This window comes from Erysipelatoclostridium sp. DFI.2.3 (assembly GCF_019132535.1).
Lineage (GTDB): Bacteria > Bacillota_I > Bacilli_A > Erysipelotrichales > Erysipelotrichaceae > Clostridium_AQ > Clostridium_AQ innocuum.
This window is the reverse complement of sequence record NZ_JAHOOJ010000003.1, coordinates 164,456-180,142: the sequence shown is the minus strand read 5'-3', so window position 1 is coordinate 180,142 and position 15,687 is coordinate 164,456. Positions and strand designations below refer to the sequence as shown.

Here is a 15,687-nt window from a genome sequence, read left to right as displayed (position 1 = left end):
GTGAGGAAAGATTATGAGGCAGGGTATCGCCGGGTGGAGAGGTTTTTGAGGGAATACACAGATACAGAGGACAGTAAAAGGATAGCCGCAATGTATGTGACAGATGCCTCCTATTGTGGAATACTCAATACTGTTGGATAATCTGGAAGAAGAGGCGTTTACTGTAAAGTATATACTGGTATTATATAAGGAATCAATTTCATTCAAATGAAGTCGATTCCTTTTTAGCATGCTTATCAGGACAACCAAAGCATGCGCTCTATTGAATATTCACCTTTATAGCCTCGTGTCTGAAAGGATATTCAGCATCCTCCTGAATGGTGCTATTGGACACCGAAATAACCTGAACATCATATGGCCCTTTGATATGGGGCTTTCATTTTTATTTGAGAAAGTCCTTTCAAAAAGGAAAACAAAAGGAAAGGGGAAAATGTTATGAGTGGTGATGATTTGTACTGTGCATGTGCATCAAGGGCAATCCTTAGTGACGGTTTGAGGAATGTTTTCCTTCTGAAGTGGTGATTGCGCGTGTAAGCTGTACGATGGGGCATATCCTACAGGATATACAGCTATGCAACCATCGCAATCGGGACCTCTTTCTGATATTTTATGAGGTAAGCCATCCGGAAACAGGCACATAAAAGAAGCGGAGGCGGAGAATCCTGAGCTGATAAGAAAAGGTCATTGCACACAGCTGCGCTATCAAAGCAGAATACACTTAAGGGAGAATGTTAGAGGAATAGCCAGCTGGTATTTCATAGTGATTGAAAATCAACATTGGATGAAAAAGGATACCTGTGTGCAACATGCAGGGGGATAAAGGCATGTAAGGCAACCTGCAATTTTAGCTCGTGCCATTTGTAAAACAGAGATAAGACTTATTGACAGATGATCGTTTGGGCAGTATAGTTAGGTTGCTAATAATTAGGATGCTAATTATGGAGGTGGCACTATGAAAACTGCATTTCACTTTATGATGTTTAAAACATTTCATGCACAGAGAAACAGAATCCGTCAAAATATGCAGGAATTCGGATTATCTCCCGGACAGCCAAAGGTTTTGCGCTATGTGGCAGCGAATCGCAACTGCATGCTGAAGGAAATCGCTGCAGCCTGTGATGTGGAATGTGCGACTGTATCCCGGATTCTCAATAATCTGGAGGAACAGAACATGCTGAAGCGCCACGTTGTGGAAACAAATAAGCGGGCTTTGTCCATGCAGATACTGCCTAAGGGAGAACAGGCACTGGCGGCTTGGGAAACACATTGTCATCAGGTGGAAGCCGAGTCCTTACAGGGCTTTAGTGAACAGGAAAAGGAACAGTTCCGGGAATATCTGGGTAGAATGTATCATAATCTGACTGGTAAACAGCTGGATTGATCATGAAGGAAGGAAAAAAGGAGGAAAACAGATGTTGAAACGAATGTGGCCCTATATGAGCCGATATAAAAAATATCTGGCAATCAGCTGCTTCTGCGTTGTTGCGGAAACAGTATTTGAATTGATTATACCGATCATCATGGCGGATATCATTGATATCGGTGTTGCGAATGCGGATAAGGATTACATCCTTATAAAGGGAGCGCAGATGATTGCCTGTGCATTGATTGCTCTGGTGCTTGGGATACTATATGCCCGATATGCCGCAACCGCCGGACAGGGCTTTGGTGCAGAGCTGAGAAAGGATGAGTTTGCGAAGGTGCAGAGCTTTTCCTTTGCGAATACGGATCATTTTTCCACATCCTCGCTGATAACCAGACTGACGAGTGATGTGACGATTTTGCAGACAGCAATCAGTAACGGAGTTCGTCCGATCGTACGATCCCCTGTTATGCTGCTGACCGCACTGGTGCTGACCTTCACCATCAATGCCCAGCTTGCCGTCGTCTTTTTGATTGCGATTCCCGTTTTAGGAATAGCGCTGTTTGTAATCGTGCGAAGGGTGGGGCCGCTGTATCGGCTGATGCAGGCATCCATCGATAAGGTAAATACCATCGTACAGGAAAATCTGAATGCAATCCGCGTTGTGAAATCCTATGTTCGCGGTACCTATGAAGAAGAAAAATTCGAAGAGGTCAATGACAGTCTGCGCTCAGCAAGTGAACGCGCATTTCGCACCTCTGTATGGAATCTGCCGCTGTTTCAGCTGGTTATGTATACCACGGTTGTCTGTATCATCTGGTTCGGCGGGAATATGATTTTTGCCGGTACGATGAAGGTGGGAGAGCTGACCGGATTTCTGAGCTATGTATTGCAGATTTTGAATTCTCTGATGATGATCAGCAATGTCTTTTTGATGCTGACAAGATCCATTGCCAGCGGTGAGCGTATTCTTGAGGTGCTGGACGAGGAGGTGGATATCCGTGATCTGCCACAGGCAACAGCGTCTGTGCAGCATGGGGATATCGCGTTTGATCATGTGTATTTCAAGTACAGGGAGGAGGCAGAGGAATTCGTTTTGAGTGATATAACGCTGCACATTGAAAAAGGCAGCACGGTCGGTATTCTCGGTGGTACCGGTTCTGCGAAAACCACGCTTGTACAGCTGATTCCACGACTTTATGATGTCAGCGACGGTGAAATTCGCATTGATGGGAGAAATGTTCGAGAGTATCCGGTGGAGCATCTGCGTGATGCCGTAGGAATGGTACTGCAGAAGAATACGCTGTTCAGCGGGACGATTCGTGAGAATCTGTTATGGGGTGACGCACAGGCCAGTGATGCAGATATAGCATGGGCATGCCGTATCGCATGCGTGGACGAGTTTATCAGCAGCTTTCCCAAGGGCTATGATACTGACCTTGGACAGGGCGGTGTCAATGTTTCCGGTGGACAGAAGCAGCGTCTTTGTATTGCACGGGCATTGCTGAAGCGTCCGAAGGTACTGATTTTCGATGATTCCACCAGTGCCGTCGATACCGCTACAGAGGCCAGTATCCGGGAAGGTCTGGCATCCCTGAAGGATACAACGAAAATCATTATCGCACAGCGTGTCACCTCGATTCAGCATGCGGATCAGATCGTTATTCTGGACGATGGGAAAATACATGCCATCGGTACGCATGATACGCTGCTTGCATCGGATCCGATCTATCAGGATATTTACTATTCCCAACAGGAAGGAGCTGGTTTATAATGGCTAAACAGATTACAGGCAAAAAGCCGAAGAATATGAAGAAAACCATACGTACCTTTCTGCGTTATCTGGGTAATCATAAATTTGCACTGCTGCTTGTGGGTGTACTGGTCATTGCCAGTGCCGGGGCAAACCTGTACGGCACCTATCTGCTGAATCCATTGATTGATAATTACATTCTTCCTCATGACTATGACGGACTTGTGCGGGCGGTTCTGTTCATGGGACTTATATATGCAGGAGGAGTTTTATGCACAGCGGTATACAAACAGCTGATGACACATACGGCGCAGAGCATTGTTAAGGAAATTCGGGAGGATTTGTTTTCCAAGATGCAAAAGCTCCCCCTTCGCTTCTTCGATACCAACACACACGGGGATGTCATGAGTCATTTTACCAATGATCTGGATACGGTACAGGATGCCTTGAACAACTGCTTTGATAATCTGATTCAAAGCTTTGTCATGATTACCGGAACACTGCTTGCCATCCTTCTGCTGAACTGGAAGCTGTCACTGATTGTTATGTTCTTCATGGTTATCATGTATCTGATGATTCAATATTTCAGTAAAAAGAGCAAATACTATTTTTCACATCAGCAGGCCGCCATGGGAAAGCTGAACGGCTTTATTGAGGAGATGGTTGACGGTGTCAAGGTGGTTAAGGTATTTAACCATGAACAGAAAAATTATGAGGAATTTGAACGTCGCAATGAACGTCTGCGCAGGGCGAGTACGGAGGCATTGACCTATTCCGGCAGAACGATTCCAACGGTTGTCAGCATTTCCTATTTCAATTATGCCATTGTCGCATGTATCGGTGGATTCTTTGCGATTGGTGGAGAAATCGGACTGGGGGCACTTGCTTCCTATCTGGTGTATGTACGCCAGACAGCGCTGCCTATCAATCAGTTTACCCAGCAGCTGAACTTCATACTGGCCGCAATGGCCGGAGCGGAGCGTATCTTTGAAATGATGGAGGAATGCGAGGAGGTGGATGAAGGCCGTGTTACCCTGACCCGTGTTCGAAAGCTGGAAACCGGCAGATTGCAGGAATGTCAGGAATATACTGGGCACTGGGCATGGCGGCATCCGCATGAGGACGGCAGTGTAGAGCTTGTGGAGCTGCGCGGGGATGTGCGCTTTCATGATGTCGTTTTCGGCTATGAACCAGGGGTCACAATTCTGAAGGGAATCAATCTGTATGCAAAGCCGGGGCAGAAGATTGCATTTGTCGGCAGTACCGGTGCAGGAAAAACGACAATCACCAATCTGATCAATCGGTTTTACGACATCGAAAGCGGCAGCATTACCTATGACGGTATCGATGTCAAGCTGATACACAAGGATGACCTGCGTCGTTCCATTTCCATCGTATTGCAGGATACACATTTATTTACCGGAACGATAGCGGATAATATTCGCTATGGTAATTTGCATGCGGATATGGATGATGTGATCAACGCGGCAAAGCTTGCCAATGCACACAGCTTCATTAAGCGTCTTCCAAACGGCTATGACACGATGCTGAGCGGGGATGGAGCCAATCTTTCTCAGGGACAGCGGCAGCTGCTTGCTATCGCAAGAGCGGCAATCGCTAATCCGCCGGTTCTGATTCTGGATGAGGCAACCAGCTCGATCGATACACGTACAGAGAAGCTGATTGAAAAGGGGATGGACCGGCTGATGGAAAATCGAACGGTTTTTGTGATTGCACACCGCCTGTCCACTGTGCGTAATTCCAATGCAATTATGGTTCTGGATCATGGAGAAATCATTGAGCGCGGAAGTCATGATGAACTGCTGGAGGATAAGGGAAGGTATTATCAGTTATACACAGGACAGTTTGAATTGGATTGATTTAGAATAATCAGGTATCTCATGAAAACGGGATACCTTTTTTTGAAGGCTTTACGGTATTGCGAAAACAGTAGTACAGTATAGTTATTGAAACTAGATTGTACAATTACTTTAATTATGTTATACTGTAAATGTAATGCGAATACTTAGTTTTATTCTTTAGAAAACGGAGGTAACCCTATGAACAAAGAAAAAATTGCTGTCCTCGTCGATACCTGCTGTGATGTCCCGCAGACATTTGTAGAGCAGTACCATATGTATGTCATCCCGTTAAAGGTAGTATATAAGGATGCGGAATACCTCGATGGTGTTGATATTACACCGGAGCAGGTATATCAGGGCTTGGAAAGGGAGGTTCCGAAGACCTCGCTGCCAAGCGGAGAGCGTATAACAGAAATTTTTGACCAGATTCGAGCGGACGGCTTTCAAAAGGTAATTGCAATCACACTGTCCAGCGGTCTGAGCGGAACGAATAATATGATTCATCTGATTGCGGATCAGCTGGAGGATATGGAAGTATTCATCATGGATACGAAAAACATATCGATTGGCGGCGGATTTCATGCCATTCAGGCAGCCCGCTATATTGAGGACGGATTGTCCTTTGATGAAATAAAAGCCAAGCTGATGCGCGGTATTGATCAATGCAAAGTTTTCTTTGTAGTGAAGACTCTGGAATACCTGCAAAAGGGTGGAAGAATCGGTCTGGTCGCATCGCTGTTTGGAAATGCCTTGAATCTAAAGCCGATCATCTCCTGTAATGATGAGGGAATTTATTATACGGTCGCAAAGGTTCGCGGAAGAAAGCAGTCAATCACCAAGACAAAGGAGCTTGCTTTGGATTTTGCGCAGGGACATAAGCGATACAATGTTGCTATTATGCACGGGGATGCACAGGAGATGGCAGAGGAGATTCGTGACTGTATTATGAAAAAGCTTCCGGGTACTGATGTGTTTATCATGAAACAGGTATCTCCTGTACTGGGCGTGCATACCGGTCCGGGTACGCTGGGAATCTGTGTGCAGATACTGGATGAGGCTTAATTAACATAAGAAACAGAAGAACGCTAACTTAGGTGGGCTTCTGTTTTTTATCAGGAATATCGCAGCTTTACAAAGATTGGCAACGATGTATAACCACACGAGTAAATACAATGATTTCTTCCTTTGAAGGAAATAGCTTTAGGATAAGAAAAAAAGACTGAAGAACTCAGGGATTTGTCAGGCTGCGAAACGTATGAAAAAGACGATTAAGTATATTGGAGAATACACAGCTTTGAATATTACTATTCTAAGTAATTGTCAAAATGTAGAAAGCTAGCATTGGCTGTCATTTTCTATGCTTGCTGGATTGGGTTTATGATAGGTATAGCATTGTTTTGATAACTCCACTTACATTTTGCAGTACAGGATGGATTTTTTGATAAAAAAAGAAAAATAAATGTTGACTTACAGCCGGTTTGAATATAAACTATTAGTTAGGCACTTATGCCCTTGTAGCCCCGGAAACTACATAGGAGGATATCAACATGCGCCAAACAACATTTGCAAAACCTGCTGAAGTTGAACGTACTTGGTACGTTGTTGACGGAACAGGTAAGACATTAGGTCGTTTAGCTACAGAAGTAGCATCAGTATTAAGAGGAAAACACAAACCTACTTACACACCAAACGTGGACTGTGGTGATTTCGTTATCGTAACAAACGCTGACAAAATCGAGCTTACAGGAAACAAGCTGGACACTAAAAAATACTACAACCACTCTGGTTATGCAGGAGGACTTCGTACACGTACTGCACGTGTCATGAAGGACAACTATACGGTTGAATGGGTCGAAAGAGCTATTTACGGTATGTTACCTCACACAAAACTGGGTGACAAAATGCGTAGACACCTGTTTGTTTACGAAGGTAGTGAACATCCACACACAGCTCAGAAACCAGTAGAGCTGAAAATCAAAGGTTAGGAGGAATAAGAAATGGCAGCTAAGAAAAATACAGTAACTTACAATGGTACAGGACGCCGTAAAACTTCTGTTGCTCGTGTCTTTATGACTCCGGGTAGTGGTAACATCTCTGTTAATGGGAAAACATTAGACGAGTATTTGCCACTGGAAACTTTACGTATGGTTGTTCGTTCACCACTTGAATTAACAGAAACTTTAGGTCAGTTTGATATTAAAATCAACGTTCAAGGTGGAGGTTATACAGGTCAGGCTGGTGCAATGCGTCACGGTATCACACGTGCTTTAATGGAAGCTAGTGCTGATTATCGTCCTGCACTGAAAGCAGCAGGATTTGTAACACGTGATTCCCGTATGAAAGAGCGTAAGAAATACGGTCTGAAAGCGGCACGTCGTGCTCCTCAGTTCTCAAAGAGATAGAAAGCACTTGTTTTCTATGCTCACGTACACTTACGTGTGCTCACAAAAGCCCCATTTTTATGGGGTTTTTTGTTGTTTGCATGAGTGTGTGTGCGTGATATGGAGGTTCTAGTTAGATAGCATGCCTGCGCAGAGTTTTTGCGTATCCTGTGGTATAAGATTCAATTATGCAGTAGCCTCATCATTAGCTCGTTCCATCTTAAAAAACGCAGTTGCTAATCATCACAAATCAAGGAATACCTTTAAACGAAGAATAGCATAAAATATCATGCATAAAAATAAGAATACTGCTAAACTATTCCTATAAGAAAGTTCTGAAAAGGAAGGGATTCTATGAAGTATACAAAAGCAACAGCACGCACCTTATATCTAACCGGTTCAAGCTATGAAATCGGATTTCGTCTTGGAGACGTAATTTCTAAAGACACTGTTTGGCGGAGAAAGTGTGTATCTCACAATAACAAAATGAATCAGAATAGATTAGAAAAAATAAATAGTCTATTGGATATCTGGTGTCCGGGATTATGTGATGAATTGAAAGGAATTGCAGATGCACTTCATGTTGAGCCCAAGGATTTATATTTCTATCATATGACACATCTGGTACCGAATTGTTCACAAATCGCGGTATGTTTCTCAATCACAAAGGAAAAAAAGCCTCTACTTGCACGCAATTTTGAGTTCTCCGATGAAATTGAGGATTTCACTTTGATAAAAACCTCTGTTACGGGAAAATACACGCATATGGGAACCTCTATTCTGACCGCCGGGCGAGATGATGGCATAAATGAATATGGTCTTGCTGTCACCATGACCTCCTGTGGTATGCCAGTTGTGGATTTGCCATATATGAAAACGCCCTGTATAGAGGGACTGCAATACTGGATTGTTGTTAGAGCTCTTTTGGAAAACTGCCGTAATGTGCAGGAAGCATTATCGTATATAAAGGATATGCCAATTGCCTTTCACATGAATATGATTATTTTTGACAAGGAAGAACATGCCGCTCTGATTCAAACCTATGCCGGTATGAAGGCGATTCGCTGCATCACGACTGAGGAAGCACTGCTATTCACAACAAATCATGCGGTTTTAGACGATTATAAGCATTTGGAATCTGGTGCCTTTAAGCACAGCGTGCGACGGTATCAATATATCGAAGGGAAATTATCCAATAAAACGGATATCACACGAAATACCTTAAAGGAAATGCTGTTATCCGATTATCCTGAGGGGTTGTGCTTTCATCACTACAGGGAAAGCTTTGGCACAACTAAAAGTATGATCTTGTCCCCTTTTGACAATACTATTGAATTATGCTGGGGTGGTCTTGCAAGAAATACTTGGAGATGCTATTCTTTAGATGATATACAGGAGGAGCAAAGGGACATTGCTCTTGCTGTTGAAACAGATTAGAAGGATATATTTGAATGGATTCCTCTGTAAAGGAGCAGCTTATGGACTATAAAAAAGTGCTGGAGCAGGCAGTGATTTATATAGAGCAGCATTTAAATGAAGCGTTGAGTGTAGAAGAGGTCTCTAAGGTTACCGGTTATTCCTATTATCATTTGAATCGTCAGTTTATTGCGGTATTAGGAGAAAGTATAGGAAATTATATTAAGAAGCGCAGATTGGCAAATGCTGCGCAAAAGCTTCTTTACACAGATGAAAAGATTATTACGATTGCGCTTGATAATAATTTTGAATCAGCTGAAGCTTTCAGCCGTGCATTTAAAAGTGTATATAAAGTGAATCCATCAACATATCGAAGCAATCGTATTCATACATTTGCCTCAGGAAAGCAGCGTCTGAATGATGAAAAAATAACACATCTGATGGAGCATATAAATGTTCATCCAAAATTTGTTGAGCTTCCTGAAATTGAAATTGCAGGTATCCGTAACGAAGTATCACTGCATCAGGATGAGCTGAAGGAGCATTGGGAAGCATTTTACAAGCTGCTTCCGGAGCAATACAGAAATCGCAGAAGATTTGGCGTTTATGAATCCTGTGACAATCTGACCCATTACATGATTCATGAGGATATGCAGTTTCATGAGGTATTGGGGGTTCGAGATGAATGCCGCAGATATGATTTCGGACACTTTTGTGCGCCGTAAGATTCAAAAAGGACGTTATGCAGTATTTACCCATCATGGTGGTTTACAAACGCTGTCACAGACAATTAATTATATCTGGGGAACATGGATTCTTTCAACAAAAGAGGTGCTTGCTTCCAGAGATTCTTTTGAGCTGTATGATGAGCGGTTTCACGGTTATGCTGATGCGGATACAGAAATCGATATTTATGTGGCGATACAATGAAAGCAGTTATATAGGGGAATGGATTCACACATATAAAAATGTGCTTTTCGCATATGCCTGTCTGTGAATGGTGTGGTAATTATAAGAAGGGAGGACTCTTATGCTTTACAAAGCGACTTATTTTTCGCCCGTTGGAAAAATAACATTGGCTTCAGATGGTGATAACATAATCGGTTTATGGTTAGAGGGTCAGAAATATTATGGCGGCACACTGACTGAAAAATGCATCACGAGGGAGAATATTCCTGTTTTCCTATCCGCTAAAGCTTGGCTGGATAAATACTTTGCGGGTGAAAGACCTTTGATTGAGAATCTTCCGCTTTTACCAAAAGGTGGAGAATTTCGACAGAATGTGTGGAAGCTTTTATGTCAGATTCCGTACGGAGAGGTGGTGACCTATGGGGATATTGCAAGAAAAATGGCAGTTGTCACAGGTCAGCCGAAGATGTCTGCACAGGCAGTCGGCGGTGCTGTTGGTCATAACCCGATATCCATTATCATCCCATGTCATCGTGTAGTTGGCACAAACGGCAGCTTAACTGGCTATGCAGGAGGAATTGATGTGAAAATCAAATTGCTTACACTGGAGGGGGCAGATATGAAGAGGCTGTTTATTCCGAAAAAAGGTACAGCTCTGTGATTGACAGATTTCCTCTGGAGACTGCGAAATGACAGTGTATCTGGATTATATACTACCAATGCTGTATGCCCTTATAGAACTTACAGTAGGTTCACCTAAAGTAATTGCTTTGGAGAGATAATCTATGCTATGGTCTAACTGGCTGCTACTGCTTTAAGCCGACACACATGTGTTTATGTATGCGTAAGGTTCAGAAAAGCTTTCTGTATACGGATGAGGTGATGACGGATACAATCAAGCATTTATTAAAGCTATTGTTATATTGGGAGTAAGCTTACAAGCATGCTGTATACATGAATTGTAGAAACAATATGTGGCTTTATGAGTAGTGCAGTAGAAATACAGACGCCTGCATATTTGAGTTTTCAGAGCAGAAAAAAAAGGATTATATACGGTCTCATTAATGATTCGTATATAGTCCTTTTCGTTTATTTTTCGCTTTGCGGATAATAGCATTTTAAGAAAGCTTCCTTGAATTCCGCAAACCGATCCTCCAGAATTGCCTGTCTTGTATTCTCTGTAAGGCGAATAATAAAGCGTAGATTATGCAGAGTAGCAAGGTTGAAATATTTGTGCTTACCCTCTGTGCTTCCGGATTTCCACAATGCACGAAGCTCTCCGCGCGTCCATCCGGCTTGACAGGTTGGGCAGTCACAGTTCTCATCCAGCAGAAGCGGACTGTCTGTAAACTTTGACAGCTTGATAGGGCCATGCTTTGTATACAGCTTTCCATGCCTTGCTTCACGGGTTGGCGCAACACAATCAAAGGTATCTGCACCCATTTCTGTACCAATCAGAATATCGTCAGGATGGGAAAGACCAAGCAGATGCCGCGGCTTGGTTTCCGGAAGCTCTTCACAGCACCAGCGCAATATGTCACCAAGGCTTTCCTTTAGAAAAGCACCGCCGAGACCATAACCATCAAAATCCATTTCAGCAAATCTTTTAGCGGTTGAGCGGCGCAGGTCCTCCCAGCGTCCACCCTGTAGAACACCATAAAGTGACTGATGATATCCAAGATCATCACAGTGCTTTTTGTGTTCATTTATACTACGGATTGCCCAGCGCTCTGTACGGGCCAAAGCCTCAACATTATATTCATAACTGTCCGCAAGGGATGTCAGCTCATCATAGGCCATATGAATATCAGCACCGATTCGGCATTGGATTTGCATGGATTCCTCAGGTCCGATAAAATCCTCCTGATCTGTAAACGGGTCATGGAATCTGACACCATCCTCTGTAACATGTGCAAGTCGATCTTTGGGATCTGTATTTATGACATCATTTTCCCGCTTCATACTGACTACTTTTCCCATACCGGATCCCAGAGACATAACCTGAAAACCTCCGGAATCTGTCAGCGTAGGTCCGTTCCAGCCGGACCATGACGCAAGTCCGCCGTTTTCAGCAATTTCAAAGGAGGCATTACGCAAGTGGTATCCGTTACTCAGCATAGCCTGCGCCTGTATCAGGTACAAATCCTCCATAGATACAAATTTCACTTCACCCTTTGTACCAACACTCATAAATGCCGGTGTCTTGATATCCCCATGGGGTGTATGAATAATACCGGCACGGCCAAGCTTGCCTGGTATCCGCTTTATTATTTCAAAGCTGAATGTATTGTTATTTTTATAGTTTGTCATCTGTTATCTTACCTCTTAATAAGTTTGCTATGAATGCTTCTATCGGTGAGAATACAATTTCAAAGCCGATTCCCAGAACATAGGCGAATACTGCCTGTGCAAGAAACTCCTGAAAAGTAAGGACGCCGATAAATGCAATTGTCTCAAATATGACACAATCAATAATATGCGCAAAGGCTGAAGAGCCCAGCGCACGCGCGATAAAGCTGGAAGCGAAAAATCCGTTTCCGTTTTTTAATCTTGTGAATATATAATTGTTCAGGAAATTTGAACAAACATATGCTGTCAGCGAACCGATAATAATGCGGGGAGTAAATCCCAAAACACTTGCCATAGCAGCTTGCATTGTCCATCCTTCATAAGGAGGAAGCGCGATTACTATATAAAACACGATAATCGCAAGTATATTAATAAAGAAACCAGCTAGAATAATATTTTTGGCAATCTTTTTTCCATAAAATTCAACAATCAAATCTCCGATAATATAAGTGATCGGAAATACTACGACACCTCCATCAACTGCAATACCAAAAAAATTCCATAGCTTTACTGCTGCTAAATTTGAAATTAACAGCGTACTCGCAGAAATCGTTGCGAAATAGATTAAAAGCCTGAGTTTAAAATTTGACATGGAAGTATTATAACATAATTTTTTTAGAATGCGAACTATTGAATACAGATCGATACGGTTAGATTACTATCGTTTTATGTTAGTGATGTAGAATTAGAATTAAAAAAATGAAAGGACCTTACAGGGATGCTATCTGTGGAAGTTCGCAGGAGCACGTAAGTTTTCATGCCAATGTGTGTGTTCTCATTACAACGGTTAATTTATATGCAGAACAATGACTTTGGCCTTATTTGAAAAGTGGCGGGTTCTATATATGGTGAGGTATTCTTATAGAAGAAGCCTGACAGAATAATTAGATTTTTAAACTTGGAAAATGACATTCGCAAAGGAAGCATGTATAATGAAGGTATACATAGGAAAGAGGGTATTGTTATGAAACAAGAATTGATGAATGCTATCACAGAAAAAACAAAGGAGCTTATGAATTCTGTTACTTGCAGTGCAGAAGCAAGGGCTGCGGCTCAGACATGGCTTGATGCGGTAGGCACACAGCGCATTGAGGAGGTAACTCAGGCGTATATGAAAGAACTGGAGGAAGATATTGTCACTATTCAGGATTTGATTGCGCTGGCAGAATCAAATCAGGGAAAGCAGATATTTGGTGAAGAGAAGGCAGTTCAGGTAGCGGAGCATGCAAAGGAAATCAAACAGCAGGGAGCGCTATACTGCGATTGTCCTGCATGTACAGCGGCTGCCTATATTCTGGAGAAAAAGGATGAGCTTCTCAAAGCAGTGAGAGATAAGTAAAGAGCAGCAATTTGATTTGTCTGAAACCATAAGTAGGGCAGGAAAAAGGTTTCTGATCTATTGAAAACACAATAGAACAGGAACCTTTTCCTGTGTGAAAGATTCTGACTTTTTCATCCTTTTTCATAATTGCTGAATAAGTAAAATGAAAATTCTGAAGCCGGTGAAATAAATTGATGAAAGACTGTCACAATAAAAGAAATTTACCGTCTAATAAGATGTAGGAAAATAAGGAGGATGTATGGACAAATTTTTTATAACCTGTATGTTAGGTATTGCAGTCGGGGCAGTAGATATTCTGCCCATGGTGAAAATGAAGCTGGATAAGTATTCAATAGCATCGGCATTTGTATTTTATTTCACCTTGCCGTTTATCATATTGAATACAGAGTTGTTTCATGTGGTATGGTGGATAAAGGGAGGGCTGATTGGCGGAATACTGGCTCTTCCCATGATTATCATCGTATCCAAGGAGGACAAGAAATCTGGACTACCTATGCTGATTATGTCAACCATGCTGGGCGAGGTTATCGCGATTTTGGCACACCTGTTTTCATTGTAAATTTATTTACTGTATAAATACTCCCGGATTGCTGTCAACATGCACAGTGTCCGGGAGTTTTATAATAGCAATGAATTTGGTAAAGCTACTGTATCTGTAAAATACTGAAGACACCAGATGGAGAGTTTGCAAGCAGTGAAGATGTATATAGGAAAGAGACCTGAACATCTGCACTAATCAGCGTATTTACAAGAAATGTTCCGCTGACACTTACTGTTGGTGCCGTTAATGTAGCGTTGGCGCTTGTCGCAAAGCCTGTTTGGGAAACACCGTTTAGCTGAGGTGTAACACCGATTGCACCTGCTACAGTTACAGATGCTTTTACCAAAAAAGAAACCTGATAGACATGTCCGGCACTCAGATTGATTGCAGTTGTACTTGCTGCTGAAATAGTTGTTCCGTTGATAAATGCAGTAGAAAATGTAATGAGAGAGTTGCTGGATATGGACGATGCATTGACAGAAAATTGTCCATTTTGCGCTGTTGCGGTCGCCCCCGTGCTACCGGTTGCTCCTGTTGGTCCGGCAATTCCATTGGCTCCGGTTACACCGGTATTACCCTGTGGTCCGGTTGCGCCTGTGACTCCGTTAGTACCAGTTGCCCCGGTATTACCGATAGAGCCTGTAGCTCCCGTTGGACCAGTCGGTCCCGTGCTTCCATTGGCTCCTGTATTACCGGTCGCTCCTGTGGCACCCTGTATGCCGGAAAGTCCTGTAGCTCCCGTGCTGCCGGTTGCACCTGTCGGTCCTGTGATGCCGTTCGCGCCTGTGCTGCCTGTGGCCCCGGTAGGACCTGTAGCTCCGTCTGCGCCTGTTATACCACTTATCCCGGTCGCTCCGGTTATTCCAGTTGCTCCGGTTGAACCTGTGGGCCCGATGGGACCTGTAGATCCCTGTATGCCATCAGCTCCTGTATTGCCGGTCGCTCCGGTTGCTCCAGTATTTCCATCATTGCCAGTCGCTCCGGTATTTCCCGTAGGACCTGTATCCCCGGTGGCACCCGTAACTCCGGTATTGCCAGCAGGACCTGTCGGTCCTGCTTCTCCGTTTTGTCCGGTTGCTCCAATCGGTCCTGTAACACCAATGGCCCCAGTAGGACCTGTATTGCCGGTTGCCCCTGTGGGCCCGCTAACGCCATCCGCGCCCGTTGCGCCTGTCGCGCCTGTGCTGCCTGCTGCCCCGGTTTCTCCGGTTGCACCTGTCGCTCCATCACTTCCAGTCGGTCCTGTGTTTCCGGTTGCACCTGTAGGTCCGCTCGCTCCTGGTAAACCAGGTTCACCACTTGCCCCTGTAGCCCCCGTTGCTCCATTCTCTCCCGTAGCTCCGGTAGCTCCCTGTATACCGGTGTTTCCAGTTGCTCCTGTTGGTCCTGTATTGCCTCTGGAACCTGTTGGTCCTGCTGTTCCGTTCGCGCCAGTAGGCCCCGTCGCACCGCTGATTCCTGTCGCTCCTGTTAACCCTGTCGCACCGGTTGTGCCTTTCGGTCCTGTTTCGCCCGTTGCACCATTTGGTCCTGTTGCACCTCGTGCTCCGGTAGGACCTGTACTTCCATTAGCACCAGTAGGCCCCGTCGCACCACTGATACCTGTAGCGCCGTTTGCTCCTGTGCTTCCTGTAATACCTCGCGGACCTGTCGGTCCAGTGGGACCTGTAGGCCCGGTAGGACCTGTAATCCCAGTATCCTCCAGCATCTTCAGCATATTCTTCACCTCCAGTCTATGTTATGTCGCTTTTCTTAAGTATCATAGGTATTC

General features: G+C 43.9%; 16 protein-coding genes. 13 read left to right on the top strand and 3 right to left on the bottom strand.

Going from position 1 to position 15,687, the window contains the following annotated elements; translation table 11 throughout:
* The 11 genes from KSZ58_RS04665 (at position 1) to KSZ58_RS04620 (ending at position 10,345) form a co-directional block, all read left to right on the top strand.
* Positions 1-141 (top strand): hypothetical protein, encoded by a 141-nt coding sequence (locus tag KSZ58_RS04665; protein WP_009588799.1) that lies wholly within the window; start codon positions 1-3, stop codon positions 139-141.
* Positions 142-952: 811 nt separating this feature from the next.
* Entirely contained in the window at positions 953-1,381 is a 429-nt protein-coding gene (locus KSZ58_RS04660; protein WP_008816725.1) for a MarR family winged helix-turn-helix transcriptional regulator, read from the top strand.
* A 31-nt stretch (positions 1,382-1,412) separates the two neighbouring features.
* Positions 1,413-3,137, top strand: a complete 1,725-nt coding sequence (locus KSZ58_RS04655) for an ABC transporter ATP-binding protein (protein ID WP_009270547.1) — start codon at positions 1,413-1,415, stop codon at positions 3,135-3,137.
* On the top strand, positions 3,137-4,996 hold the full coding sequence (locus tag KSZ58_RS04650) for an ABC transporter ATP-binding protein (RefSeq protein WP_009270546.1): 1,860 nt from the start codon (positions 3,137-3,139) through the stop codon (positions 4,994-4,996). The genes KSZ58_RS04655 and KSZ58_RS04650 overlap by 1 nt, the downstream gene beginning before the upstream one ends.
* 180 nt (positions 4,997-5,176) lie before the next feature.
* The gene (locus KSZ58_RS04645) at positions 5,177-6,040 is read left to right on the top strand and encodes a DegV family protein (protein ID WP_002605779.1); all 864 of its coding nucleotides are present in this window, start codon (positions 5,177-5,179) and stop codon (positions 6,038-6,040) included.
* 485 nt (positions 6,041-6,525) lie between these two features.
* Positions 6,526-6,963 carry a 50S ribosomal protein L13 gene (rplM, locus tag KSZ58_RS04640; protein ID WP_002605778.1) on the top strand — a complete coding sequence of 146 codons (438 nt, stop codon included), beginning with the start codon at positions 6,526-6,528 and terminating at the stop codon, positions 6,961-6,963.
* A gap of 12 nt (positions 6,964-6,975) precedes the next feature.
* Positions 6,976-7,380 carry a 30S ribosomal protein S9 gene (gene rpsI, locus KSZ58_RS04635; protein ID WP_002605777.1) on the top strand — a complete coding sequence of 135 codons (405 nt, stop codon included), beginning with the start codon at positions 6,976-6,978 and terminating at the stop codon, positions 7,378-7,380.
* Between the two features lie 333 nt (positions 7,381-7,713).
* Positions 7,714-8,796 (top strand): C45 family peptidase, encoded by a 1,083-nt coding sequence (locus tag KSZ58_RS04630; protein ID WP_217752622.1) that lies wholly within the window; start codon positions 7,714-7,716, stop codon positions 8,794-8,796.
* A gap of 41 nt (positions 8,797-8,837) precedes the next feature.
* Positions 8,838-9,500, top strand: a complete 663-nt coding sequence (locus KSZ58_RS04625) for an AraC family transcriptional regulator (protein WP_233104366.1) — start codon at positions 8,838-8,840, stop codon at positions 9,498-9,500.
* Positions 9,490-9,705, top strand: coding sequence for a GyrI-like domain-containing protein (locus KSZ58_RS22545; protein ID WP_308125103.1), 216 nt, complete (start codon positions 9,490-9,492; stop codon positions 9,703-9,705). The genes KSZ58_RS04625 and KSZ58_RS22545 overlap by 11 nt, the downstream gene beginning before the upstream one ends.
* Positions 9,706-9,805: 100 nt before the next feature.
* Positions 9,806-10,345 (top strand): methylated-DNA--[protein]-cysteine S-methyltransferase, encoded by a 540-nt coding sequence (locus tag KSZ58_RS04620; RefSeq protein ID WP_008818642.1) that lies wholly within the window; start codon positions 9,806-9,808, stop codon positions 10,343-10,345.
* Positions 10,346-10,773: 428 nt separating this feature from the next.
* On the opposite strand, the gene tgt is transcribed toward KSZ58_RS04620, so the two are convergent.
* Both tgt and KSZ58_RS04610 read right to left on the bottom strand, forming a co-directional pair.
* Positions 10,774-11,994, bottom strand: a complete 1,221-nt coding sequence (tgt, locus tag KSZ58_RS04615) for a tRNA guanosine(34) transglycosylase Tgt (RefSeq protein ID WP_002605773.1) — start codon at positions 11,992-11,994, stop codon at positions 10,774-10,776.
* The gene (locus tag KSZ58_RS04610; RefSeq protein ID WP_008818643.1) at positions 11,981-12,625 is read right to left on the bottom strand and encodes a queuosine precursor transporter; all 645 of its coding nucleotides are present in this window, start codon (positions 12,623-12,625) and stop codon (positions 11,981-11,983) included. Before KSZ58_RS04610 ends, tgt begins: the two co-directional genes overlap by 14 nt.
* Positions 12,626-12,997: 372 nt before the next feature.
* On the opposite strand from KSZ58_RS04610, the gene KSZ58_RS04605 reads away from it, so the two are divergent.
* Positions 12,998-13,372: a hypothetical protein gene (locus KSZ58_RS04605; RefSeq protein WP_008818644.1), complete on the top strand. Its 375-nt coding sequence runs from the start codon at positions 12,998-13,000 to the stop codon at positions 13,370-13,372.
* A 241-nt stretch (positions 13,373-13,613) separates the two neighbouring features.
* Entirely contained in the window at positions 13,614-13,934 is a 321-nt protein-coding gene (locus tag KSZ58_RS04600; RefSeq protein ID WP_008818645.1) for a hypothetical protein, read from the top strand.
* A gap of 85 nt (positions 13,935-14,019) precedes the next feature.
* On the opposite strand, the gene KSZ58_RS04595 is transcribed toward KSZ58_RS04600, so the two are convergent.
* Entirely contained in the window at positions 14,020-15,633 is a 1,614-nt protein-coding gene (locus KSZ58_RS04595) for a collagen-like protein (protein WP_009270545.1), read from the bottom strand.
* Between the last annotated feature and the right edge of the window lie 54 nt (positions 15,634-15,687).